The organism is Stenotrophomonas sp. YJH_SMC_21 (assembly GCF_059369555.1).
The window spans coordinates 15,174-37,060 of record NZ_JCAFSU010000010.1 but is presented as its reverse complement, the minus strand read 5'-3'; the positions used below and the strand labels follow the sequence as shown (position 1 = coordinate 37,060).

The following is a 21,887-nucleotide window of genomic DNA, read 5'->3' as shown; positions in this document are numbered from 1 at the left end:
CGGCCATTGCAGTGACCCGGCCACAGGATCACACTCGATCCGTGATCAACATCGTCCCCAGCGCGGGGACGCAGGAGACCGTCATGAAACGCGCACTCGTGATTGCCCTGCTGGCAGGCGCCCTGGTGGTGAGCGGCGCCAACGCTGCAGCGCGCAACGTAACCGGTACGGACGCGCCGCGTGCGTTGCAGGCCAATGGCCCGGTCAGCGTGAAATGGGAGGATCCGGCCACGTTCACCGAGATCCGCCAGAGCACCAACCGCTTCGAGGCCGAACGCGGTGACTGGGTACAGCAGCTGGCCCGCTACCTGCAGACCACCGCTGCCAAGCCGCTGCAGCCTGGGCAGACCCTCGATGTCACCCTGGTGGACATCAAGCGTGCCGGTGACTACGAGCCGTGGCACGGCCCGCGTGCGCGCGACATCCGCGTGATGCGCGATATCTACCCGCCCCGCATCACCCTGCACTACACGTTGAAGGACGCCGACGGCCGTATTGTGAGCGAAGGCGACGCCCGCCTGAGCGACTCCGGCTACCTGCAGGGCAGTGGGTTGCTGACCAACAGCGATCCGCTGCGCTACGAGAAGCGCCTGATTGATGACTGGGTGAAGCGCCAGCTCGCCAGCCAAGCCACCGCTGCGCGCTAGGCCCCCCGGCAGGTGTCGACCTTGGTCGACACGCATTCATGGCGCCGACCAAGGTCGGCCGCCACCGAAGCCGCGCATGGCAACCGCTGCGCGCCAGGCCCCCCGGTAGGTGTCGACCCTGGTCGACACGCATTACAGGGCGCCGACCGAGGTCGGCCGCCACCGAAGCCGAGCGTGGGCTCGGCGCTACACGTATACCTTCGCCACGCGCTTGACCGCGCACGGCAGCTGGTACGCGCTCACGCCGCAGCGCGGCGCCAGTTCCGCCAACGTCGGCGCACTGCCCCACAGTTCCACCACGCTGCCCACCGCGGCCTGCGGATGCGCCGTCAGGTCCACCGTCAGCATGTCCATCGACACGCGCCCGATCAGTGCGCCGGGCTGGCCATCGATCAATACCGGCGTGCCATTCGGGGCGAACTGCGGATAACCGTCGGCATAGCCCAGTGCAACCACACCCACGCGGGTGCGCGCCTTGGCCACGAAGCGCGCGCCATAACCCACCGGCTCACCCGCTTCGATCCAGCGTTCGGCGATCACCTTCGACTGCATCGTCATCACCGGGCGCAGGCGCTCGGTCAGCGTGGTGTCGTCCGGCAGCGGGTTCGCGCCATACAGCATCAGGCCCGGGCGCACCCAGTCGCTGCGCACGTCCGGCCAGCCCAGCAGCGCCGGCGAATTGCACACGCTGGTCTCGCCATGCAGGCCGTCGATGGCGCGCGCGAAGGTCGCCGCCTGTTCGTGGGTGCGTTCGCTGTCCAGCTCGTCGGCGCGCGCCAGGTGGGTCATCAGCACGATGCGCTCGACCTGCGGCAGCGCTGACAGGCGCGCGTGCGCCGCGCGGAAGCTGTCCACGTCCAGGCCGAGGCGATGCATGCCGCTGTCCAGCTTCAGCCACACCGTCAACGGGCGCGGGCTGTCGAAGGCGGCGACGGCCTCCAGCTGCCACGGTGAACCCACGGCGAACCAGAAATCATGCTCGGCCACCAGCGCCATGTCGCTGGGTTCGAAGATGCCTTCCAGCAGCAGGATCGGCGCACGGATGCCGGCCTGGCGCAGTTCCAGCGCCTCTTCGATGGTGGCCACGCCGAAGCCATCGGCCTCGCCTTCCAGCGCCTGCGCACAGCGCACCGCGCCATGCCCATAGGCATCGGCCTTGATGATCGCCAGGGCCTTGCCACCGCCCAGTTCACGGGCGAGCCGGTAGTTGCTGCGCAGGGCGCCCAGATCGATCAGCGCGCGGGCAGGACGCATGTGCGGTTCTCTTGTTGCGGCGCGTGACCGTACTGGCCGTAGCGGAAAATATCCAGGCCTTCGGTGCTGATCTGCGGCTGGCGCGCGCTCATCAGGTCAGCCAGGTAGCGGCCCGAGCCGCAGGCCATGGTCCAGCCCAGGGTGCCGTGGCCGGTGTTGAGGTACAGGTTGCGGAACGGCGTGGCGCCGATCACCGGCGTACCGTCCGGCGTGGCCGGGCGCAGGCCGGTCCAGAACTGCGCGCGCGACAGGTCGCCGCCCTTCGGGTAGAGGTCGCTGACCACCAGCTCCAGGGTCTCGCGGCGTCGCTGCGACAGCGACAGGTCGAAGCCGGCCACTTCGGCCATGCCACCGACGCGGATGCGGTCGTCGAAGCGGGTGACCGCCACCTTGTAGCTCTCGTCGAGGATGGTCGAGGTCGGCGCCATCGCCGGGTCGGTGATCGGCAGGGTCAGCGAATAGCCCTTCAGCGGGTACACCGGCAGGCGCATGCCCAGCGGTGCGACCAGCGCCGGCGAATAGCTGCCGAGCGCGACCACGAAGCGGTCGGCGGTTTCCAGCTTGCCGTCGATGCGCACGCCGGTGATGCGGTCGCCATCGAACTCCAGGCCGGTGATGTCCTGGTCGAAGCGGAACTCGACACCAGCATCCACGCACATCTGCGCCAGGCGACGGGTGAACAGCTGGCAGTCGCCGGTCTGGTCACGCGGCAGGCGCAGCGCACCGACCAGGCCATCGACATGCGCCAGGGCCGGTTCGGCCTGGATGATGCCGGCGCGGTCCAGCACCTCGTACGGCACGCCGTACTGGGCCAGGATCTCGATGTCCTGCGCCGAGGCATCCAGCTGCTGCTGGGTGCGGAACAGCTGGGTGGTGCCCAGGTCGCGGCCTTCGAATTCGATGCCGATCTGCGCGCGCAGCTCGTTCAGACAGTCGCGGCTGTACTCGGACATGCGCACCATGCGCGCCTTGTTGATCGCGTAACGCTCGTGGGTGCAGTTGCGCAGCATCTGCCACAGCCAGCGGTACTGGGCCAGGTCCATGCCTGGTTTGATCGCCAGCGGCGCGTGCTTCTCGAACAGCCAGCCGATGGCCTTCTTCGGCACGCCCGGGGCCGCCCACGGCGAGGTGTAGCCGAACGATAGCTGGCCGGCATTGGCGAAGCTGGTTTCCAGCGCCGGGCCGGGTTGGCGGTCGATGACCGTGACTTCAAACCCGGCCTGTCGCAGGTACCAGGCACTGGTGGTACCAATCACGCCGCTGCCGAGAACTAGGACTCGCATGGGATTTCTCCAACCCGATCATTCCCTGCACTGGAGCGCACAGGGACCATAATTGGGGAAGTATAGACAGCCATTCCCAGTTGATTTGCCTGTTTTGAAATCAACCGGCAGGATGTTCTCCTGCAATTCATTCCCCAAGGTTGACGACCATGGCCACCCGTACCCGCGAACTGGACAAGATCGACCGCAAGATCCTGCGCATCCTGCAGGCCGAGGGCCGTATTTCCTTCACCGAACTGGGCGAGCGGGTCGGCCTGTCGACCACGCCGTGCACGGAGCGCGTGCGCCGATTGGAGCGCGAAGGGGTGATCACCGGCTACCACGCCCACCTCGACCCGGCCGCAGTGAAGGCCAGCCTGCTGGTGTTCGTGGAAATCAGCCTGGCCTACAAGTCCGGCGACATTTTCGAGGAGTTCCGGCGCGCGGCGCTGAAGCTGCCCAACGTGCTGGAGTGCCATCTGGTGTCGGGCGACTTCGATTACCTGCTGAAAGCGCGGATCAGCGAAATGGCCTCCTACCGCAAGCTGCTCGGCAGCACGTTGCTGACACTGCCGCACGTGCGCGAGTCGAAAAGCTACATCGTGATGGAAGAAGTGAAGGAAACGCTGAGCTTGCCGATTCCGGATTGAGGCGGTTGCGATCGGGGTCAGAGCCCGCGTTGCGGGATCCGACCCCGGTCGGGATTCGGCAAGGGGTCGGATCCCGCGCAGCGGGCTCTGACCCCGGTCATGGCAACAGTCAACGCTGCTGTGGATGTTTCTGCGAGCGCTGTTCCTGCTGCTTGCCGCCCTTGTGCGGCTGCTGCGGGTCCATCTGTTGTTGCTGTTGCTGCTGCGGGTTGCGGCCCTGCGGTTCCTTGCCGGGATGACGGTTCTGCTGGTTTTTCATGATCGCGATCCAGTGGACAAAGGACATGCGGCGGCGAAATGCCGGCGCACGGTCACGTTGGTCCCGGAACGGTTAATCGCAGGCGAAAAAGCAGTGATCTGCAGCAGGTTGTTTTCGTGCGTTCAGCCCGCACAGCCCGCAGCCGCTGCCCACCTGGATTCGCATTGGAGGTCAACGCTTGATCTGCTGGCCATCGCCGGCCGGCACGCTGTCGTAATAGCGGCCGGTGCGCGAGTCGAACACGCGGTTCGGGCCGGCCGGGCGCACCCCGGGAACGATGCGGCCATTGCGGTCGTAGACCTTGTCGGCAGGCTTCGGGACCGGCGCCGGCGCGACCTGGGCCGGACCGGTGGACTTGATCGGCTGCGTCGGCTGTGGCGAGGGCAGTACCTGCGGCTGCGGGCGCGCGGCCTGTGGTGGCGGCACCACCGGCTGCGGTGCCACGGTGGTGGCACTGCGGGTGGCGGTCGGGCTCGACGATGTCGGTACCTGGGCCTGCGCGACCAAGGGCAGCAGGGCCATCAACAGCAGGGAAAGGGTCGATTTCATGGCACGCTCCGGCGTGGTTCGCATTCACCATGCGCCAGCGCCTGTGTGCCGCCCATGAACGGCCATCACACTTGCAAGCGGGCGCCAGCACCCCCACGTTTTCCGGCATCCCCAAGCCATCGACCCCACGGAGCGCCGCCATGACCGCCTTCGATCTGACGCCCCCCACTGCCACCCAGACCGAGGCGCTGGTCGCCGGCCTCAGCAGCGAGGAGCGCCGCGTGCTGCTGCAGCACGGCACCGAAGCGCCGTTCTGCGGGGTATTCCTCGACAACAAGCGCGAGGGCGTCTACTGCTGCCGGCTGTGCGCACTGCCGTTGTTCCGCTCCAGCACCAAGTTCGATTCCGGCACCGGCTGGCCCAGCTTCTTCGCTCCGTTCGACCCAGCGCACGTGCGCGAGATCCGCGATACCAGCCACGGCATGGTGCGCACCGAGATCACCTGTGCGCGCTGCGGCAGCCACCTCGGCCACGTATTCCCGGACGGTCCGCCGCCCACCTACGAGCGTCACTGCCTGAATTCCGTCTCACTTTCATTCACTGGCAATGGTGAGCCGTGGCCCGATCCACTGCAGCGTGGCGGTGCCGAGGCCGGCATGGCGGGCTGAAATACCCGCTGACCGATTTCACAGAATTCCCTCTTCAGAAAACCGGGCGACGGGCCGACAAGGAGATATCCCCTCTCCTTGCGTCGCCCCATGCTCATCATCGTTGGATTCCTGGTCGTCATCATCAGCGTGATCGGGGGCTACCTCGGTGCCCACGGCCGCCTGGGTGCCCTCTGGCAGCCCTACGAGCTGGTCATCATCGGCGGCGCCGCGCTCGGCGCCTTCCTGGTCGGTACCCCGGCCAAGACCGTCAAGCAGACCCTGCAGGCCATGGTGGGCGTGTTCAAGGGCCCGCGCTACAAGCAGCAGGACTATATCGATGTACTCAGCCTGCTCTATGAACTGCTCAACAAGGCGCGCCGCGAAGGCTTCATGGCACTGGAAGACCATGTCGAGCGGCCGGCCGAGAGCGCGCTGTTCGGCAACTACCCCAAGGTGCAGGCCGACCACCACCTGATCGACTTCATCACCGACTGCCTGCGCCTGATGATCGGCAGCAACATCGAGCCGCACGAGCTGGAACCGCTGCTGGAACTGGAGCTGGAAAAGCATCACGCCGAAGCCATGGCGCCGTCGCAGGTGCTGACCAAGGTCGCCGACGGATTGCCCGGTTTCGGCATCGTGGCGGCGGTGCTGGGCATCGTCATCACCATGGGCTCGATCGGCGGCGATATCGTCGAAGTGGGCGGCCATGTGGCCGGTGCGCTGGTCGGTACCTTCCTCGGCATCCTGCTGGGCTACGGCTTCGTCGGCCCGATGGCGGCGGCGATGGAAGCCCGCGCCGAACAGGACAGCCGCATCTACGAATCGGTCAAGACCGCCCTGCTGGCCTGCCTGCGCGGCTACAACCCGAAGATCGCGCTGGAATTTGCCCGCAAGACGCTGCCGTCGAACGTGCGCCCGGCCTTCTCCGATTTCGAGCAGCACCTGAAGACGGTCAAGTAAGCCATGGCCGAGAACAAGCCCACCGTCATCGTTCGCCGGGTCAAGAAGGCCGGCCACGCCGCCCACCACGGCGGCTCGTGGAAGGTGGCCTACGCCGACTTCGTGACCGCGATGATGGCGTTCTTCCTGGTGCTGTGGCTGATGGCCACCACCAACAAGAACGACCGTGCGGCCATTTCCGAGTACTTCCGCAACCCCAGCCCGCTGAGTGGGCAGAACGCCACGCCGGCGCCCGGCATGGCCGGCCCGGGCGGCGCCAGCACCTCGATGATCAAGCTGGGCGGTGCCACCGACATCTCGCGCGGCAACAGCAACGATCCCTTCCAGAACCAGAAGGAGGCCGTGCCGCAGCCGGTGGACCAGCAGCAGCGCGACAAGCAGCAGCTGGAAGCGCTGATGAAGGAACTGCAGGAGGCGATCAGCAGGAGCCAGGCGCTGGAGCCATTCAAGGACCAGCTGCTGCTGGACCTGACCCCGGAAGGCCTGCGCATCCAGATCGTGGACAAGCAGAACCGGCCCATGTTCGACCTTGGCAGCGCCACGCTGAAGCCGTACACGCAGCAGATCCTGCACGAACTGGCCGAGTACCTGAACCATGTGCCGAACCGGATCAGCCTGACCGGCCACACCGACATCACCGCCTATTCGGCCGCACGCGGCTATGGCAACTGGGAACTGAGCGCCGATCGTGCCAACGCCGCACGGCGCGCACTGGTGGACGGCGGCCTGGAGGACAGCAAGATCACCCGTGTGGTCGGCCTGTCCTCGTCGGTGCTGTTCGACAAGACCGACCCGCAGAACCCGATCAACCGCCGCATCAGCATCGTGGTGATGACCAAGGCCGCCGAGGAGGCCGCCCTGGCCGGTGCCGGCCCGCAGGTGGGGCTGTCGGCGCCCACCGCCGACCCGGACGTGCAGGCCGCGCAAGGTGAGGCAAAGTAGACGGTGGGTGCGGACCCTGGTCCGCACATCTGGGAAAGCGTGCGGACCAAGGTCTGCACCCACCAGGGGCATCACCCGGCGCACCCGCTACAATGGCGGTCTTTCCGTTTCCAGGTGATCCCACCCCATGTCCCAGAACTCCAAGGCCAAGCGCGACAAGCGCAAGAAGCAGCAGGCCAAGCGCCCGTTCCTCCGCCTGAATGCCCAGCAGCAGGTGCAGAACCATGCCGTGCTGACCAACGAAGACGGCCAGGTGGTGGCGGCCATCGGCCTGCAGGGCCGTGAGTGGCTGCTGGCCATCGGCGGCCAGACCATGGGCAATGCCGAGAACCCGGTGCCGATGCTGGCCATGCTCAAGCACCTGGCCAACGTGCAGGAAAAGGAAGGCCGCAAGGTCAACCTGGAGTACTCCGAACTGCTGCAGAAGCTGCTGGACACCCTGGCGGCCGAATCCGAGCAGACCGCCGACGAGTACCTGGACAAGCTGGTTGCCGAGTTCGAAGGCGTCGACGCTGCTGAAGGCGAGGAAGGCGAAGCCGCCGAGGGCGACGTGGCCGAAGAAGCCGCTGCCGAGGCCGCTCCGGCCGCTCCGGCCGCTGACAGCGACAGCAAGCCGCAGGCCTGAACCGGCCGCGGCGGTGACGGTCTACGTCGATGACGCGGTGCATCCCTGGCGCGGACAGCGCTGGGCGCACCTGATGGCCGACACCCTGGCCGAGCTGCACGCGATGGCGGCGCAGCTCGGCATTCCCCCGCGGGCCTTCCAGAACAAGGCCAGCGGTGCCCACTACGATGTCACTTCCGAGCTGCGCGCACAGGCGATCGCGCTCGGTGCGCGGGCGATCTCACGGCACACCGACCGTGAACTGGTCAAAACGGTGATTGCCAACGCCAAGGCGCAGTACCGGCCGTAGGCCACGTCGCGGGTTCGCCGGACACCAACCGGCACCGACCGGGTAGAGTCGACTGTCAGTCGACTGCTCTCCCATCCGGCCGCGAGAACCCCGCGCTGCGCGCGATGGTCGACCAGCGGTCGACTCTACCCCGTCGGGTCGTGCCGGGCGGATCGGCCCATCGCTCAGAACGGGTCGCTGCCCAGCCGGATTTCCACGTTCAGCAGCGAGCACAGCGCCAGCATTGCGTCGTCGTCGCGGGTCAGCGCCATCACGCCGGTGAAGCCGTCGCTGCCGGCATCCACGCTCCACAGCGTGTAGTTGTGCTCGCGCAGGCGGTCGAAGGCGGTGGACATCAGCTGCACGCCGTCCAGGTCTTCGGCGAAGTCCTCGTCATCCAGGTCGCCGCCCCAGTCCAGCTGCAGGTTGAAACGCGCCGACAGCTCGTTCACCGCCGACTGCAGCGATTCCAGGTCGTCGCGTTCCACCTCGAAACCGGACTGCCAGGCGATGGCCGTGAACAGGGCCGGCAGCCAGTCGCTGTCCGCTTCCAGCGGCTGCCCGTCCTCGGCCAGGTGCTCGCGCCAGCGGTTGAACTGCTGCAGGGCCAGCTCCTCGTCGCCCGGGTTGATCAGCACCAGCAGGTTCCAGACCCGTGCCTCGAAGCCATCTTCGTCGAAGTCGTGGATGTCTTCCTCGAAGTCGAAATAGTCGCTGTTGTCGGGCATGGCGGAACTTCCTCTGGGGCAGGCCGGCATTCTACGGTTTATCCTGTGCCGCTGAAGCCGGCCTTGGTGGCCGTCACTGTGAATGAAGCGATGAGCGATACCCCTCCCGACCACCTGGCGATCAACCCGGCCAGCCCCTTCCATGATGCGCAGGCGCTGGAGCGCGGCGTCGGCGTGCGTTTCAACGACGTCGAGCGTGACAACGTCGAGGAATACTCGGTCAGCGAAGGCTGGATCCGCGTGCAGGCCGGCAAGGCCCGCGACCGCCGCGGCAACCCGATGACCATCAAGGTCAAGGGCAAGGTCGAGGTGTATTTCCTGGACCAGAAGCCGGAATAAGCACGGCTCCCGGATCCTGGGGTCAGATCCCTTTCCTGCGGAAAGGGATCTGACCCCGATCAACGCGGACCGAGGTCCGCACCCACCCGGGGTACACGGTCATTCGCGCTTGCGCGATTCCAGCAGGTCCAGGTTGCGGATCAGGCGCCGCGAGATCTCATCGGAGATCACCCCGCGCCGGGTCAACCGGAACAGCTCCTCGCGCTCGGCATTGAGGCCGGCGCTGCGCAGCTGGCGGTAGCCCATTTCCATGCGCCGTACCTTCTCCGGGTCAACGTCGGGCCCATCACTGTCGCGCTCCAGGTGCCGCTGGTAGAGCAGGCTCACCCGCGAGGCGGCGTCGTTGTAGAGCTGCACGTTCTCGGTGTTCTGGTTCATCACCAGCTGCTGGCGCATGCGCTCGACCCCGGCCAGCGCGGCCTTCGACGACAGCCGGCGTGCCAGGTCCTCTTCCTTGCGCTCGCCCGAGTCAGCCGGCAGCTGCAGGCCCTTCAGCAGCTGTGGCAGCGCGATGCTGGCGCCCAGCAGCGAGAACAGGATCACCGATGCGGCCAGGAAGATCACCAGGTCACGCGCCGGGAACGCACTGCCGTCGGGCAGGAACAGCGGCAGGGTCAACACACCGGCCAGGGTGATCGCACCGCGCACGCCGGCCACCGAGGTCGCCACCACGATGCGCCAGTTCGGTGCCTCGCCCCGCTCCAGGCCGCGACGGCGCGCGCGCAGCAGGTTCCAGCGCAGCGACAACCACACCCACAACAGGCGCAGCACGACCAGTGCCAGATTGATCACCACCACATACACCAGCAGCCACCACGCACTCTGGTGGCCGGTCTCGTTCATGGTGGTGGTGGCGCGTTCGACGATGCCCGGCAGCTGCTCGCCCAGCAGCACGAACATGATGCCGTTGAAGCTGAACTGCAGCATGTTCCAGACCCCGGCGCGCTGCACGCGCATGCTGCCGGAGACGCGACCGGTCAGCTCGACATAGCTCATCGCGATACCGGCGGCGACCGCGGCGAGGATGCCCGAGGCATGGATCTCTTCGGCCAGCAGGTAGGCCGCGAACGGAATGAGCAGGTTGACCAGCATCGCCGCGCCGGGCTCTTCGCCGAAGCGGCGCCACAGCCAGCGCTGGAAGGTGGACACACCCAGCGTCACCGCCACGCCCACCGCCAATCCCGCCACCGCCACCCACACGAAGGTCAGCGAGGCCGTGGCCAGCGAGAAGGTGCCGGTCATCACCGCCGCCACCGCGAAGCGGAAGCAGACCAGGCCCGAGGCATCGTTCAGCAGCGACTCGCCTTCCAGGATGTGCATCAGGCGCTTGGGAATCGGCGCCTTCGAAGCGATCGCGCCCACCGCCACCGGGTCGGTCGGCGAGACGATGGCCGCCAGCGCGAAGCACACCGCCAGCGGCATCACCGGAATCAACCAGTGGATCAGGAAGCCGGCGCCGATGACGGTGAACACCACCAGGCCGAACGCCAGTTCGAGGATCGCGCCCTTGTCGCGGAACAGGCCCTGCTTGGGGATGCGCCAGCCATCGAGGAACAGCAGTGGCGGCAGGAACAGCAGGAAGAACACTTCCGGCTCCAGCGCGTGGCCACGGTTGAACACCCCGGCGATGACCGCACCCAGGCCGATCTGCACCAGCGGCAGCGGCAACGAGAACGGCAGGACGCGAACCAGGTAGCCGCTGGCGACAACGGCCACCAGCATCGCCAGGACGACTTCAATGGTATGCATGCTTCTTCCAGGAAGCGGCGCGTGGGGAGGCTTGGAGGCCAGCGCCGGAAACCCGGAAAAAACTACCACATGCGGCCATGGCCGCGACGGCCGGGGCCGCCGCGCGTCAGCCCCGGCTCATGCCCCGTCGAAGCGGTACAGATCCATGGCGAGGAAGCCGGCATCGATGCCTGCATCGATGCGGCGCGCACCGAAACCGCCCTCGCCGGCCGCGCCCATTGCAAAGAACAGCGGCAGCAGGTGCTCGTCGGTCGGGTGCGCGCGTTCGGCGAACGGCGCCTGCCGGCGGTAATCCAGCAGGGCCTGGCGGTCATCAGCGGCCAGGCGCTGCTCCACCCATTCGATGAAGGGCCGCACGTACGGCGCTTCCTTGCCGTCCTGGTAGTCGCCCCAGTCGTGCAGGTTGTGGGTGATGCTGCCGGAGCCGACCAGCAGCACGCCCTGTTCGCGCAGCGGCGCCAGCGCACGGCCCAGCGCGAACTGATGCTCGGGGCCGAGCAGCGGCTGGATCGACACCGGCACCACCGGGATGTCCGCCTGAGGGCGCAACAGCCGCAGCGGTACCCACGCGCCGTGGTCGAGGCCACGCTGCGGGTCGATGGCCACTGGCAGGCCTGCGGCGGCGATGCGGCCGGCCACTTCTTCGGCCAGTGCCGGATCACCCGGTGCCGGGTACTGCAGTTCGAACAGCGCGCGCGGGAAGCCACCGAAGTCGTGGATGGTCGGCGGCTGTGGATGCGCGCCAACCAGCGGCTGCCGGCCCAGCCAGTGCGCCGAAGCCATCACGATGGCGCGCGGCGTCGGCAGATCGCGCGCCAGCTCGGCCAGGCGCACGCCAACCTGGCCCGGCTGCAGGGCAGTCATCGGCGAACCATGGGAGATGTACAGCGAAGGCAGGCGGGACATGGAATTCTCCAGTTGCAGGATCAGGCGGCGATCAGCGCGAACGCAGGGTCCACTTGCCATCGCCGAGCAGGAACAGCACCACCAGCGCCAATGCCCAGAACGCCGGGTATTCCCAGCCGCCGCCGGCATTGGCGAAACCGAAGCCGTTGGCGCCGTGCACGGTGACGATGGTGCCCAGCAGCAGTGGCACGCCGACCAGGCCCACCCAGCGTGCGTAGATGCCCAGCAGCAGCGCGACGGTGATCACCAGTTCGACGCCGATGGTGAGGTAGCCGAGCACACCGGGCAGGCCCAGAGACTCGAAGAACGCCGCCGTACCGGCCGGGGTGAACACCAGCAGCTTGGTCAGTGCGTGGACCAGGAACAGCACGCCCAGAGCCAGGCGCAGCAGGGTGGCGCCATACGGCGCCAGCGGCGAAACAGGAGCGGTCGTGGTGTGCATCGGAAGGCACCTTGAAGGGAGTGGGCACAGGTTATTGCGCCTTCACTGGCCGATAAATACGATCGTTTGACCGTATTTATTTCACAAGGCGCAACAATGGACACCCTCGAGGCGATGCGCGTGTTCGTGGCGGTGGTCGAGCGCAACGGCTTCAGTGCCGCCGCCCAGGCCCTGGACATGTCCACCGCCGGCGTCACGCGCCAGGTCGCGGCGCTGGAAAAGCGCCTGTCCACCCGCCTGCTCCACCGCACCACGCGCCGGGTCAGCCCGACCAGTGCCGGCGCCGCCTACTACGCCCAGTGCGTGCGCCTGCTGGCCGAATTCGACGCGCTGGAGGCCAGTATCGGCGCGCAGGCGCTGGAGCCCTCGGGCACGCTGCGCATCAACGCACCGGTGAGCTGGGGCATTGCCCGCCTCGGCCCGCTGCTAGCCAGTTATCGCCAGCGCTTCCCGCAGGTGGAGTTGGACCTGGCGCTGTCCGACCGGCTGGTGGACATGGTCGAGGAAGGCTACGACGTGGCCATCCGCATCACCCGCGAGCCCGGTCCCACGCTGATCGCACGTCGCCTGGGCGAATCGCGGGTGAGCCTGTGCGCCGCGCCGGCCTACCTGGCCGCACACGGCACCCCGCAGACCCCGCAGGAGCTGCAGGCACACGCATGCCTGAGCTACAGCTACTGGGCCGCTGGCGACCATTGGCCACTGCAGGGACCGGGCGGCGAAGTGAAGGTCTCGGTAAGCAGCCTGCTGCACGCCAACAACGGCGACGTGCTGCGCGAAGCGGCGATCGCCGGCATGGGCGTGATCCTGCAACCGGACTTCCTGCTGGAAGACGCACTGGCCGATGGCCGTCTGGTGCGCGTCCTGCCCGAGTGGGAGGCCGCGCCGATCGGCATCTTCGCGGTCTACACCAGCCGCAGCCACCTGGCACCGAAGGTGCGCAGCTTCATCGACCACCTGGTGGAGGCCGGGGTGTAGCCGAGCCTGGCGTTTGCCGTAGTGCCGGCCGCTGGCCGGCAATCAGACACCTCCCGGTCCTGGGCGAATGCCGGCCAGCGGCCGGCACTACCACTTAGGCGGCGACCTCATCCAGCGCGTCGATGATCCGTTCCAGCGGTGCCGGCCGTCCCAGCAGGTAGCCCTGCACCTGGTCACAGCCGTGCGCAGCCAGCCAGTCCAGCTGTCCCGGCGTCTCCACGCCTTCGGCGATGATGGTCAGGCCCATGCTGTGGCCCAGCGACAGCAGTGCGCGGCAGATCGAGGCGTTGCGTGGATTGGTTTCCACGTCCGCCACGAAGCTGCGGTCGATCTTCAGGATGTCCAGCGGCAGGTGCTGCAGGTAGGACATGCTGGAATAGCCGGTGCCGAAGTCATCCAGCGACACGCTGATGCCCTGCTCGTGCAGGCGCTGCATGGTCTGCATCGCCTGCCCCGGCTTGCGCATCAGGCTGCTCTCGGTCAGTTCCACATGCAGCGCACCCCGCGCCAACCCGAACTCCTGCTGGGCGCGGGTGAACTCGGCCACCAGGTCGCTGTTGAAGAACTGCACGGCCGAGACGTTGACCGCAATCGGCAGCTCGCCCCACCCGGCCTCGACCAACCGCCGCTGCGCCTTCGCTGCCGCTCGGATCACCCAGCGGCCAAGTGCCAGGATCAGCCCGGTGTCCTCGCACAGCTGGATGAACTCATTGGGCGGAATGAAGCTGCCATCAGCCTGCGGCCAGCGCAGCAATGCCTCCAATGCCGCCGGGCTGCCATCGCTGGCATGCCGGATCGGCTGGAAGTACAGCTGGAACTCGTTGTCGATGGCCGCATGGATGCGCCCGGCCAGGCGCAACCGGTCGGCCAGCCGCGTGGTCACCGCTGCGTCGAACCAGACCACCACGTTGCCCTCCGCACGCGCCGCGTGCGCCGCCTGCGCGGCCATGCCGATCACCTGTTCGGCGCTGTGGCCGTCACCGGCCACATGCACCGCCACGCCGATGCGCGGCTCGAACTGGTGCAGTGAATCCTTGCCACGCATCGGTGCCGACACGATCTGCAGCAGGTCGTCCAGCACGCGCTGGGTATCGTGCTCCGAACCAATGGCGAACACGAAGTCCTCCGCCGGCTGGAACGCCAGCGTGCCGCAGCGTGCGCCCAACCCGCCCAAGCGGGTCGCCATCGACTGCAGCACGGCATCACCGATCTCACGGCCCAGCGTATCGGCCACCAGCTGCAGTCCGCGCAGTTGCACGAAGGCGATGGTATAGCCCTCGCCCTGCTCATCCAGCTGGTCGGTCAACGCACGCACGTTGAGCAGGCCGGTGGCCGGGTTGTGCCGTGCCTGGTAGGCCAGGTCGCGCTCGTAGGCCAGCCGTTCGCTCACATCCTCGGCCAGCACCAGGCACGCGGGCTGTCCGTCGAAATCGAGTTTGGACAGGTGTGCGCGCACCTCGAACACGCTGCCGTCCTTGCGCCGGTGCAGGCGCACGGTTGCGTCGGGGGGATCGCCCACCTGCGCGCGCTGGATGGCACCACGCACCTCGTCCCAGCCTTCGCGCGGGCGGATGTCGAGGATGCTCATCGCCAGGAACTCTTCGCGGCTGTAGCCGTACTGGCGCACCGCCGCGTCATTGACCTCGATGAAGCGCAGCGTGTCCGGGTCGAACACCCAGAATGGCGCCGGGTTGCGGTCGAACAGCAGGCGGAAGCGGCGTTCCACTTCGCTCATCTGCTCGCGCGCCTGGTAGCGTTCGCTCAGGTCGGTCAACGCGCCGATCATGCGTCGTTCGCTGTCGGCCACCTCCACCCGCTGTCCGCGCGCGCCCACCCAGCGCACTTCACCACCGGGCAGCACCAGGCGGAACACCTGGTCGAGCACTGCGCCGCCGGCAAAGGCCTGGTCGAAAGCCTGCTGCAGGCGCGCGGCATCATCGCGATGCACGCGAGCGAAGAAGTCGGCTACCGGCAGCGCATCGGTCTGCACGCCGAAGATCTCGCGCGCCAGGGGGGACCAGCGCAGCAGCGCGGCGTCCTCATCCACGTACCACGTGCAGACACGCCCGACCTGATGGGCCAGACGCAGCTCGGCATGGCCCGCCTTCAGTTCCTCGGCCATCGCCTGCTGGCTGCGGGTACTGCGGCGCACCGCATACAGCAGCACCAGCAGCACCACGATGTAGGCCAGCACGATCGCCACCGATGCCTGCAGGTACGGCCACCAGGGTGCCAGCACGTCCTCATCGGCCAGGCCGATCTGCACCGCCAGCGGGCTGCGGTCGAGCGTACTGATGGTCGTGATGCGCGGCACACCATCGACCACGCCGGGCAGGCTGCCGAGCTCGACCACCGCCTGCTTGCCGAGCAGGTCACGCCGCGGCAGGTCGTAGCGGCGACCGACCGTGCCATGCGGATCGGGCACGCGCGCCAGCATGTAACCCTCGGCGTCGGTGATCGAGACCAGCCCGTTGGGACCAACATCCAGGCCGCCGGCGATGCGCTGCAGTTCACCACAGCGCAGCCGCGCCAACAGCCAGCGTTCACCGGCCATCGGCAGTGCCAGCGGCACCACCCAGTCGCCATCGCTGGCCCGCTGCGGCGGGCCGATGTACAGGGCACTGCCCTGCCCCCGGCGCAGCGGGTCGGTCCACAGCGGCAGCTGCAGGTCGCCGCGCCCGGCGGTCAGCGCGCGCCCGTGGCGGTCCAGCACCACGATGCTGTGCAGTTCAGCGTGGCGGCGCAGCACGCCACCGATGGCCGCATCCAGCAGTACCGGGGCCTGTGACGGCACGCTGCGGAACAACTCACCGGCATCGCCGGCGATGCCGGTCATCGCCCGCTCCAGATTGCGCAGTTCCAGCGCCAGCAGGCGCTCGCTCCCCACCGCCAGCGCCCGGCTCTGCCGCTGCGCCGCCTCCAGGCGGCGGTGATAGTCGTTGGCCAGCATGGTGGCCAATCCGGCCACCAGCAACAGGCCCAGCAGCACGCCGCCCCAGGTGATGGCGCGCAACGGACGGGCCAACGCCCGCTTCAACGCGGGCATCGGTCGATCTTCCTTGTGCAGTCGGCTGGCTTCATGCGCGAACGAATCCTCCACATCCCCGACCTCAACGGCCGGCGGACGCCATTCTTGACGCCTGACCCCGTCCTGCATGGCCACCTCCCCGTGTCCGCGCAGGGCTCCAGGGCCCAGCATGCACCACCCCGGTGACGGCGTGAAGATCGCTTCGGCGCGTTCAGCCAGATCCTGCACAGGACCGGCCAGCCACAGGGACGGCCAGCCGGGCTGCGGCGGATTAGACTTGGGGTTTTCCGCTGCAAGAGAAGTCCATGTCCAAGCTGCGCCGTCCCACCCTGGCACTGGCCATCGTTGCCAGCCTGTCCCTGGCTGCCTGCGACCGTCCGGCCGATCCGGCCGCTGGCACCGCCAAGCCCGCCGAGGCTGCACCCGCTGCCGCCAAGCCGATGCTGGGCAGCTTCGGCTTCGATGCCAGCGGCATGGACCGCAGCATCGCGGCCGGCGATGACTTCTTCAGCTTCGCCAACGGCACCTGGGTGAAGAACACCGAGATTCCGGCCGACCGTTCGCGCTTCGGCAGCTTCAACGTCATCGCTGAAAAGACCCTGGCCGACACCCGCGCCATCCTCGAGGGTGCGGCCGGCAATGCGCAGGCCAGCGGTGACGACAAGCTGATCGGCGACTACTACGCCGCCTACATGGACGAAGCCGGCATCGAGCAGCACGGCATCGCCCCGGTGCAGCCGCAGCTGAAGGCCATCGAGACCATCGCCGACAAGGCTGGCCTGGCACGTGCCCTCGGCGGCGAGATGCGCGCCGACGTCGACCTGCTCAATGCCACCAACTTCTACACCGACCGCCTGTTCGGCCTGTGGGTCTCGGTCGACATGCTGCAGCCGGACCGCACCGCGCCGTACCTCGTGCAGGGCGGCCTGGGCATGCCCGACCGCGACTTCTACCTGGGCGGCGGCCGCATGGCCGAACTGCGCAAGCAGTACCAGGGCTACATCGCGCAGATGCTGCAGCTGGCCGGCGTGGCCGACCCGGCCGGCAAGGCACAGCGCATCCTTGCGCTGGAGACGAAGATCGCGCAGGCGCATGCCACCCAGGAAGAAACCAACGACGTGACCAAGGGTGCCAATCCGTGGACCCAGGCCGATTTCAACGCCAAGGCACCGGGCATGGACTGGAACGCCTTCCTTGATGCGGCCGCGCTGGGCGAGCAGCAGGACTTCATCGTGTGGCAGCCCAAGGCCGTGGCCGGCCTGTCCAGGCTGGTCGCCACCGAGCCGCTGGAGGTGTGGAAGGACTACCTGGCCTTCCACGCACTGGACCGTGCCGCCGCCTACCTGCCGAAGAAGTTCGCTGACGCCCGCTTCGCCTTCCATGGCACCGCGCTGAGCGGCACGCCGCAGCAGAGCGATCGCTGGAAGCGCGCCGTGGATGATGCCAACCATGCTGTCGGCGAGGCCATCGGCAAGCGCTATGTCGAGAAGCACTTCGACGCCAGGACCAAGGAGCGTGCGGACGAAATGGCGAAGAACATCATCGCCGCCTTCGCCAAGCGCATTGACGCACTGTCGTGGATGTCGCCGCAGACCAAGGCGCATGCCAAGGCCAAGGTCGCCGGCCTGACCGTGGGGATGGGCTACCCGGAGAAGTGGCGTGATTACACCGGCCTGGAGATCCGCCGCGATGACGCGCTCGGCAACGCACAGCGCGCCGAGCTGTTCGAATACCAGCGCAACATCGCCAAGCTGGGCAAGCCGGTCGACCACAGTGAGTGGGCGATGCTGCCGCAGACCATCAATGCGATGAACGTGCCGCTGGAAAACCGCCTGGTGTTCCCGGCCGCGATCCTGCAGCCGCCGTTCTTCGACGGTGCCGCCGACGACGCGGTGAACTATGGTGCGATCGGCGCGGTGATCGGCCATGAGATCAGCCATGGCTTCGACAATGCCGGCGCGCTGTTCGACGAGACCGGCAAGCTGCACAACTGGTGGACCGCCGAGGACCTGAAGCAGTTCAACGCCGCCGGTGATGCGCTGGCCGCGCAGTTCAGCAGCTACGAGCCGTTCCCGGGCGTGCATGTGAACGGCAAGCTGACCCTGGGCGAGAACATCGCCGACGTGGCCGGCCTGGGCACTGCCTACGATGCCTACCAGCTGTCGCTGCAGGGCAAGCCGGGCCAGACCCTGGAAGGCTTCACGCCGGACCAGCGCTTCTTCCTGGGCTTCGCCCAGGCGTGGCGCAGCAAGAGCCGCGAGCAGGCGCTGCGCAACTCGCTGCTGACCGATGTGCATGCGCCAGGCCAGTTCCGCGCACTCACCGTGCGCAACATCGACGCCTGGTATCCGGCGTTCGAAGTAAAGGAAGGCCAGAAGCTGTACCTGGCCCCGGACAAGCGGGTCAAGGTGTGGTGATGTAACCGGAACGGGCGCCGCGAGGCGCCCGTTTCATTTCCCGGTAGCTGCCAACCTCGGTTGGCGAATGCCCCGCTCGGGTGGATGCCAACCTTGGTCGGCATATCTACAGGTCTACAGGACTACAAGCCATCCACGCATGGCGTGGATCTACCGGCGCGTTGTGGCAATCACCAGCGTGGCGACCATGGCAAGCCCGGCCGCGACCCACAGATTCGCATGCAGGCCCACGCCATCCAGCAGCCGTCCACCGCCCCACGCGCCCATTGCGATGCCGATATTGAACACACCGACATACAGCGCGGTGGCGATCTCCACCGCGTGCGGCACTGCCTTCATCATCCAGCTCATCAGGCCGACCGACACGCCGCCATAGGCCAGGCCCCACAGCAACAGCACCACAATGCCGCCGGAGGGTGTGCCGCCCAGCCACAGGAACAACAACGGCGTCAGCAGCAGGCCGCAAGAGATCGCCAGCAGCATGCCGCGCGGATGACGAGCGGCCAGTGGTCCGGCGATGAAGTTGCCCGCGATGCCCGCCATGCCATAGGCGAACAGCAGCGCGCCGATCCAAGCGGCATCCACGCCCGATCGCAGGGTCAGCAACGGGCGCACATAGGTGAACGCAATGAAGTGACCTGCTACCAGCAGCAGCGTCAGGCATAGGCCGCGCTGCAGGCCACGGTGGCCGAGCAGCTGCACGAACTGCGCCGGGCGCACCGACGCCACCACCGGCAACGCGGGAACCACCCACAGTTGCAGCAGCATCACCGCCGCACTGAACAGCGCCATCGCTGCGAACGCGAAGCGCCAGCCCAGGGCGTCGCCGATCAGTGCACCCAGCGGCACCCCCAGAACCGATGCTGCGGCCACGCCCCCGAAGATGATCGAGGTGGCCAGGCCGATGCGATGCGCCGGCACCAGGCGTGCTGCCAGCCCACCAGCGATGGCCCAGATCCCGCCCATGCAGAACCCCACCAGTACGCGCGCGGCCAGCAGCCAGCCGATGCCGGGTGCAAGCGCCGAAGCAACGTTGGCGACCAGCAGCAGCCCCAGCAGCACGCACAGAATGCGGCGACGATCGATGCCGCCGGCTGCGATCACCACCAGCGGTGCGAACACTGCCGCCAGCAGGGCCGGCAGCGAGATCATCAGGCCGGCGGTGCCGGTGGACGCGCCGAGATCTTCGGCGACAGGGGTCAGCAGGCCCACCGGCAGCATTTCGGTGGTGACAACCGAGAAGGTGGCGAGGCCAACCGCAGAAACCGCCCACCACGGATGGCGATGCACAGGCGCGGCATGCGCAGGCGATGAAGCGCTCACGGGATGATGCCTTCAGGGGAGGTGGATGCAGCAGACGGGCGCAAGGCACGTCGCGCGAGTACGGCCAACAGCAGCACGCCCCCGCCTGCCACCAGTGCAACGACAAAGCCGCTACGCACGCCCCCCGCATCGACGCTCTGCCCGGACAGCGCCGCGCCCAGCGCCACGCCGATGTTCAATCCGGCCAGCAGCCAGGTCATGCCCTCGGTCAGGCGCGATTCGGGCACGCGTTGTTCGACCAGCGACATCGCCACGATCATCGTCGGCGCGAAGAACACCCCGGCCAGCAGCACCGCCACGACCAGCCCGGGCAGGCTGCCGACCCACGGCAGCGGCAACGTGGTCAGTGCGGTGGCCACTGCGCCGGCCAGCAACAGGCGCCGCAACGGTGCCTGCAGCTTCAGTGCCCCGAACAGCAGGCCCGCCGCGCAGCTGCCCAGCGCATAGGCCGACAGCACCACGCTGGCGGCAAGCGGCTGCCCCCGCTGTTCGGCGAAGGCCACGCTGGTGATGTCGACCGTACCGACAATCACGCCCATCGCCAGCATCAGCAACGCCAGCAGGCGGATCTCCGTGTGCCGCAGCAGCGAGCCCGAGGGAGTTGCACCTTCGTGCTGCTGCAGCGGCGGCTCGGTGCCCCGCTGCAGCACCAATGCGGCGACGCCGACCACCAGCAACAGGGCGGCCGCCAGTACGCCGGCCTGTGGCCATACCGCCACCGACAGCCCCACTGACAACGGTGGACCGACGATGAAGGTCACCTCATCGAACACGGTCTCCAGCGAATACGCGGTCTGCAGCTGCGGGCGACCGCGATGGATCGCAGTCCAGCGTGCGCGCACCATTGCGGACACGCTGGGCATGCATCCAGCCAGCATGGCGGCGACGAAAAGCGCCCAGTCTGGCGCAGCCAGCAGCGTGCACGCGAGCAGCAGCAACAACCCTGCCGCACTGGCCGCAGTAGCCCATGGCAGCACCCTGCCCTGCCCGCGCCGGTCGACCCAGCGCGATACCTGTGGCGACAGCAGCGCATAGGTCAGCACGAAGGTGGCAGACACCGCACCGGCCAAGGCATAGCTGCCGCGCAGCTGCGACAGCAATGTGATGATGCCGATGCCGGTCATCGGCAGCGGCAGGCGGGCCAGCAGGCCGGCCAGGGCGAGGCCGGCGGTGCCGGGGGCGGCGAACAGGTCGCGGTAGGGGGTGGCCATCGGGATCTCCAGGGCAGCGGCTTGCCTGGCGCTCCCGGCGCCACGACAATACATACAGAGCGTATGAATAAGAGCCTACATTCATACGCGTCGTATGTAAATAATCATGCACTGCGTATGTAAGGAGTTCCGGATGGTCCGTCGCACCCGCGCCGAGATGGAAGAAACCCGTGCCAGCCTGCTGGCCACCGCCCGCCGCGTGTTCAGCGAGCATGGCTATGCCGCCACCTCGATGGATGACCTGACCGCCCAGGCCGGCCTGACCCGGGGTGCGCTCTACCACCACTTCGGCGACAAGAAGGGCCTGCTGGCCGCGGTGGTCGCCCAGCTCGATGCCGAGACCGACCTGCGCCTGCAGGCGATCAGCGATGGCGCGGATGATGCCTGGGACGGTTTCGTACAGCGCTGCCGTGCCTATCTGGAGATGGCGCTGGAGCCGGAGATCCAGCGCATCGTGCTGCGTGACGCGCGCGCGGTGCTGGGTGGCGCCTCACCGGAATCGCAGCGCCACTGCGTCCACTCGATGCAGCGCCTGATCGAACAGTTGATCGCGCAGGGCGTAGCGATGCCGGTGGATGCGCAGGCGCTGGCATCGCTGATCTACGGCAGCCTGGCCGAGGCCGCGTTCTGGATCGCCGAGGGCGAGGATGGCGACGCGCGCCTGCGGCAGGCGACGACGGCGCTGGAAATGCTGTTGCGTGGCTTGAAGTCGGCCGGGTGAGGCCCATCCACGCATGGCGTGGATATGCTGCCGCAT

General features: G+C 67.7%; 22 protein-coding genes. 11 read left to right on the top strand and 11 right to left on the bottom strand.

Features of this window, described 5'->3' with window-relative positions; translation table 11 throughout:
* Positions 1–83: 83 nt before the first annotated feature.
* Entirely contained in the window at positions 84–647 is a 564-nt protein-coding gene (locus AC5P67_RS13810; RefSeq protein ID WP_024957101.1) for a DUF3016 domain-containing protein, read from the top strand.
* Between the two features lie 186 nt (positions 648–833).
* Here AC5P67_RS13810 and alr read toward each other — a convergent pair whose 3' ends face one another.
* Together alr and AC5P67_RS13800 are read right to left on the bottom strand one after the other, a co-directional pair.
* Positions 834–1,901: an alanine racemase gene (gene alr / locus AC5P67_RS13805; protein WP_005412128.1), complete on the bottom strand. Its 1,068-nt coding sequence runs from the start codon at positions 1,899–1,901 to the stop codon at positions 834–836.
* On the bottom strand, positions 1,880–3,184 hold the full coding sequence (locus AC5P67_RS13800) for a D-amino acid dehydrogenase (protein ID WP_005412127.1): 1,305 nt from the start codon (positions 3,182–3,184) through the stop codon (positions 1,880–1,882). The genes alr and AC5P67_RS13800 overlap by 22 nt, the downstream gene beginning before the upstream one ends.
* A gap of 149 nt (positions 3,185–3,333) precedes the next feature.
* Here AC5P67_RS13800 and AC5P67_RS13795 point away from each other — a divergent pair, with 149 nt between their 5' ends.
* On the top strand, positions 3,334–3,813 hold the full coding sequence (locus AC5P67_RS13795) for an Lrp/AsnC ligand binding domain-containing protein (RefSeq protein ID WP_005407919.1): 480 nt from the start codon (positions 3,334–3,336) through the stop codon (positions 3,811–3,813).
* A gap of 109 nt (positions 3,814–3,922) precedes the next feature.
* Here the strand turns inward: AC5P67_RS13795 and AC5P67_RS13790 are convergent, their stop codons facing one another.
* Together AC5P67_RS13790 and AC5P67_RS13785 are read right to left on the bottom strand one after the other, a co-directional pair.
* Entirely contained in the window at positions 3,923–4,099 is a 177-nt protein-coding gene (locus AC5P67_RS13790; RefSeq protein WP_033833709.1) for a hypothetical protein, read from the bottom strand.
* A 144-nt stretch (positions 4,100–4,243) separates the two neighbouring features.
* Positions 4,244–4,621, bottom strand: a complete 378-nt coding sequence (locus AC5P67_RS13785) for a hypothetical protein (protein WP_044569474.1) — start codon at positions 4,619–4,621, stop codon at positions 4,244–4,246.
* 140 nt (positions 4,622–4,761) lie between these two features.
* On the opposite strand from AC5P67_RS13785, the gene msrB reads away from it, so the two are divergent.
* The 5 genes from msrB (at position 4,762) to AC5P67_RS13760 (ending at position 8,030) form a co-directional block, all read left to right on the top strand.
* Positions 4,762–5,229, top strand: a complete 468-nt coding sequence (msrB, locus tag AC5P67_RS13780) for a peptide-methionine (R)-S-oxide reductase MsrB (RefSeq protein ID WP_005407916.1) — start codon at positions 4,762–4,764, stop codon at positions 5,227–5,229.
* Positions 5,230–5,319: 90 nt separating this feature from the next.
* Positions 5,320–6,174 carry a flagellar motor stator protein MotA gene (gene motA, locus AC5P67_RS13775; protein WP_005407915.1) on the top strand — a complete coding sequence of 285 codons (855 nt, stop codon included), beginning with the start codon at positions 5,320–5,322 and terminating at the stop codon, positions 6,172–6,174.
* A gap of 3 nt (positions 6,175–6,177) precedes the next feature.
* Positions 6,178–7,116, top strand: a complete 939-nt coding sequence (gene motB, locus AC5P67_RS13770) for a flagellar motor protein MotB (RefSeq protein WP_012479024.1) — start codon at positions 6,178–6,180, stop codon at positions 7,114–7,116.
* 127 nt (positions 7,117–7,243) lie between these two features.
* Entirely contained in the window at positions 7,244–7,741 is a 498-nt protein-coding gene (locus AC5P67_RS13765; RefSeq protein WP_032128748.1) for a hypothetical protein, read from the top strand.
* Positions 7,742–7,754: 13 nt separating this feature from the next.
* Positions 7,755–8,030 carry a DUF4031 domain-containing protein gene (locus tag AC5P67_RS13760; RefSeq protein WP_111173614.1) on the top strand — a complete coding sequence of 92 codons (276 nt, stop codon included), beginning with the start codon at positions 7,755–7,757 and terminating at the stop codon, positions 8,028–8,030.
* A gap of 164 nt (positions 8,031–8,194) precedes the next feature.
* Here AC5P67_RS13760 and AC5P67_RS13755 read toward each other — a convergent pair whose 3' ends face one another.
* Positions 8,195–8,737, bottom strand: coding sequence for a DUF6630 family protein (locus AC5P67_RS13755; protein WP_005407911.1), 543 nt, complete (start codon positions 8,735–8,737; stop codon positions 8,195–8,197).
* A gap of 90 nt (positions 8,738–8,827) precedes the next feature.
* Between AC5P67_RS13755 and AC5P67_RS13750 the strand changes: the two genes are divergently transcribed.
* Complete coding sequence (locus AC5P67_RS13750) at positions 8,828–9,076, top strand: DUF3297 family protein (RefSeq protein WP_005415112.1); 249 nt, start codon at positions 8,828–8,830, stop codon at positions 9,074–9,076.
* 99 nt (positions 9,077–9,175) lie between these two features.
* Here AC5P67_RS13750 and AC5P67_RS13745 read toward each other — a convergent pair whose 3' ends face one another.
* From AC5P67_RS13745 to AC5P67_RS13735, 3 genes are all read right to left on the bottom strand, one after another.
* Entirely contained in the window at positions 9,176–10,825 is a 1,650-nt protein-coding gene (locus tag AC5P67_RS13745) for a Na+/H+ antiporter (protein ID WP_005407909.1), read from the bottom strand.
* Positions 10,826–10,942: 117 nt separating this feature from the next.
* Positions 10,943–11,731 carry a dioxygenase family protein gene (locus tag AC5P67_RS13740; protein ID WP_005407908.1) on the bottom strand — a complete coding sequence of 263 codons (789 nt, stop codon included), beginning with the start codon at positions 11,729–11,731 and terminating at the stop codon, positions 10,943–10,945.
* Positions 11,732–11,762: 31 nt separating this feature from the next.
* Entirely contained in the window at positions 11,763–12,173 is a 411-nt protein-coding gene (locus tag AC5P67_RS13735; RefSeq protein WP_005407907.1) for a DoxX family protein, read from the bottom strand.
* A gap of 96 nt (positions 12,174–12,269) precedes the next feature.
* Between AC5P67_RS13735 and AC5P67_RS13730 the strand changes: the two genes are divergently transcribed.
* Positions 12,270–13,151 (top strand): LysR family transcriptional regulator, encoded by an 882-nt coding sequence (locus tag AC5P67_RS13730; protein ID WP_111193947.1) that lies wholly within the window; start codon positions 12,270–12,272, stop codon positions 13,149–13,151.
* Between the two features lie 94 nt (positions 13,152–13,245).
* On the opposite strand, the gene AC5P67_RS13725 is transcribed toward AC5P67_RS13730, so the two are convergent.
* Positions 13,246–16,308, bottom strand: coding sequence for a bifunctional diguanylate cyclase/phosphodiesterase (locus AC5P67_RS13725; protein ID WP_164173372.1), 3,063 nt, complete (start codon positions 16,306–16,308; stop codon positions 13,246–13,248).
* A 176-nt stretch (positions 16,309–16,484) separates the two neighbouring features.
* Between AC5P67_RS13725 and AC5P67_RS13720 the strand changes: the two genes are divergently transcribed.
* Complete coding sequence (locus AC5P67_RS13720; protein ID WP_005412116.1) at positions 16,485–18,596, top strand: M13 family metallopeptidase; 2,112 nt, start codon at positions 16,485–16,487, stop codon at positions 18,594–18,596.
* Between the two features lie 150 nt (positions 18,597–18,746).
* Here the strand turns inward: AC5P67_RS13720 and AC5P67_RS13715 are convergent, their stop codons facing one another.
* Complete coding sequence (locus tag AC5P67_RS13715; protein ID WP_111174439.1) at positions 18,747–19,919, bottom strand: MFS transporter; 1,173 nt, start codon at positions 19,917–19,919, stop codon at positions 18,747–18,749.
* Positions 19,916–21,130 carry an MFS transporter gene (locus tag AC5P67_RS13710; protein ID WP_099604741.1) on the bottom strand — a complete coding sequence of 405 codons (1,215 nt, stop codon included), beginning with the start codon at positions 21,128–21,130 and terminating at the stop codon, positions 19,916–19,918. Before AC5P67_RS13710 ends, AC5P67_RS13715 begins: the two co-directional genes overlap by 4 nt.
* 133 nt (positions 21,131–21,263) lie before the next feature.
* Here AC5P67_RS13710 and AC5P67_RS13705 point away from each other — a divergent pair, with 133 nt between their 5' ends.
* A complete protein-coding gene (locus tag AC5P67_RS13705; RefSeq protein WP_005407901.1) occupies positions 21,264–21,851 on the top strand; it encodes a TetR/AcrR family transcriptional regulator in 588 nt (195 codons plus the stop codon).
* Positions 21,852–21,887 lie beyond the last annotated feature (36 nt).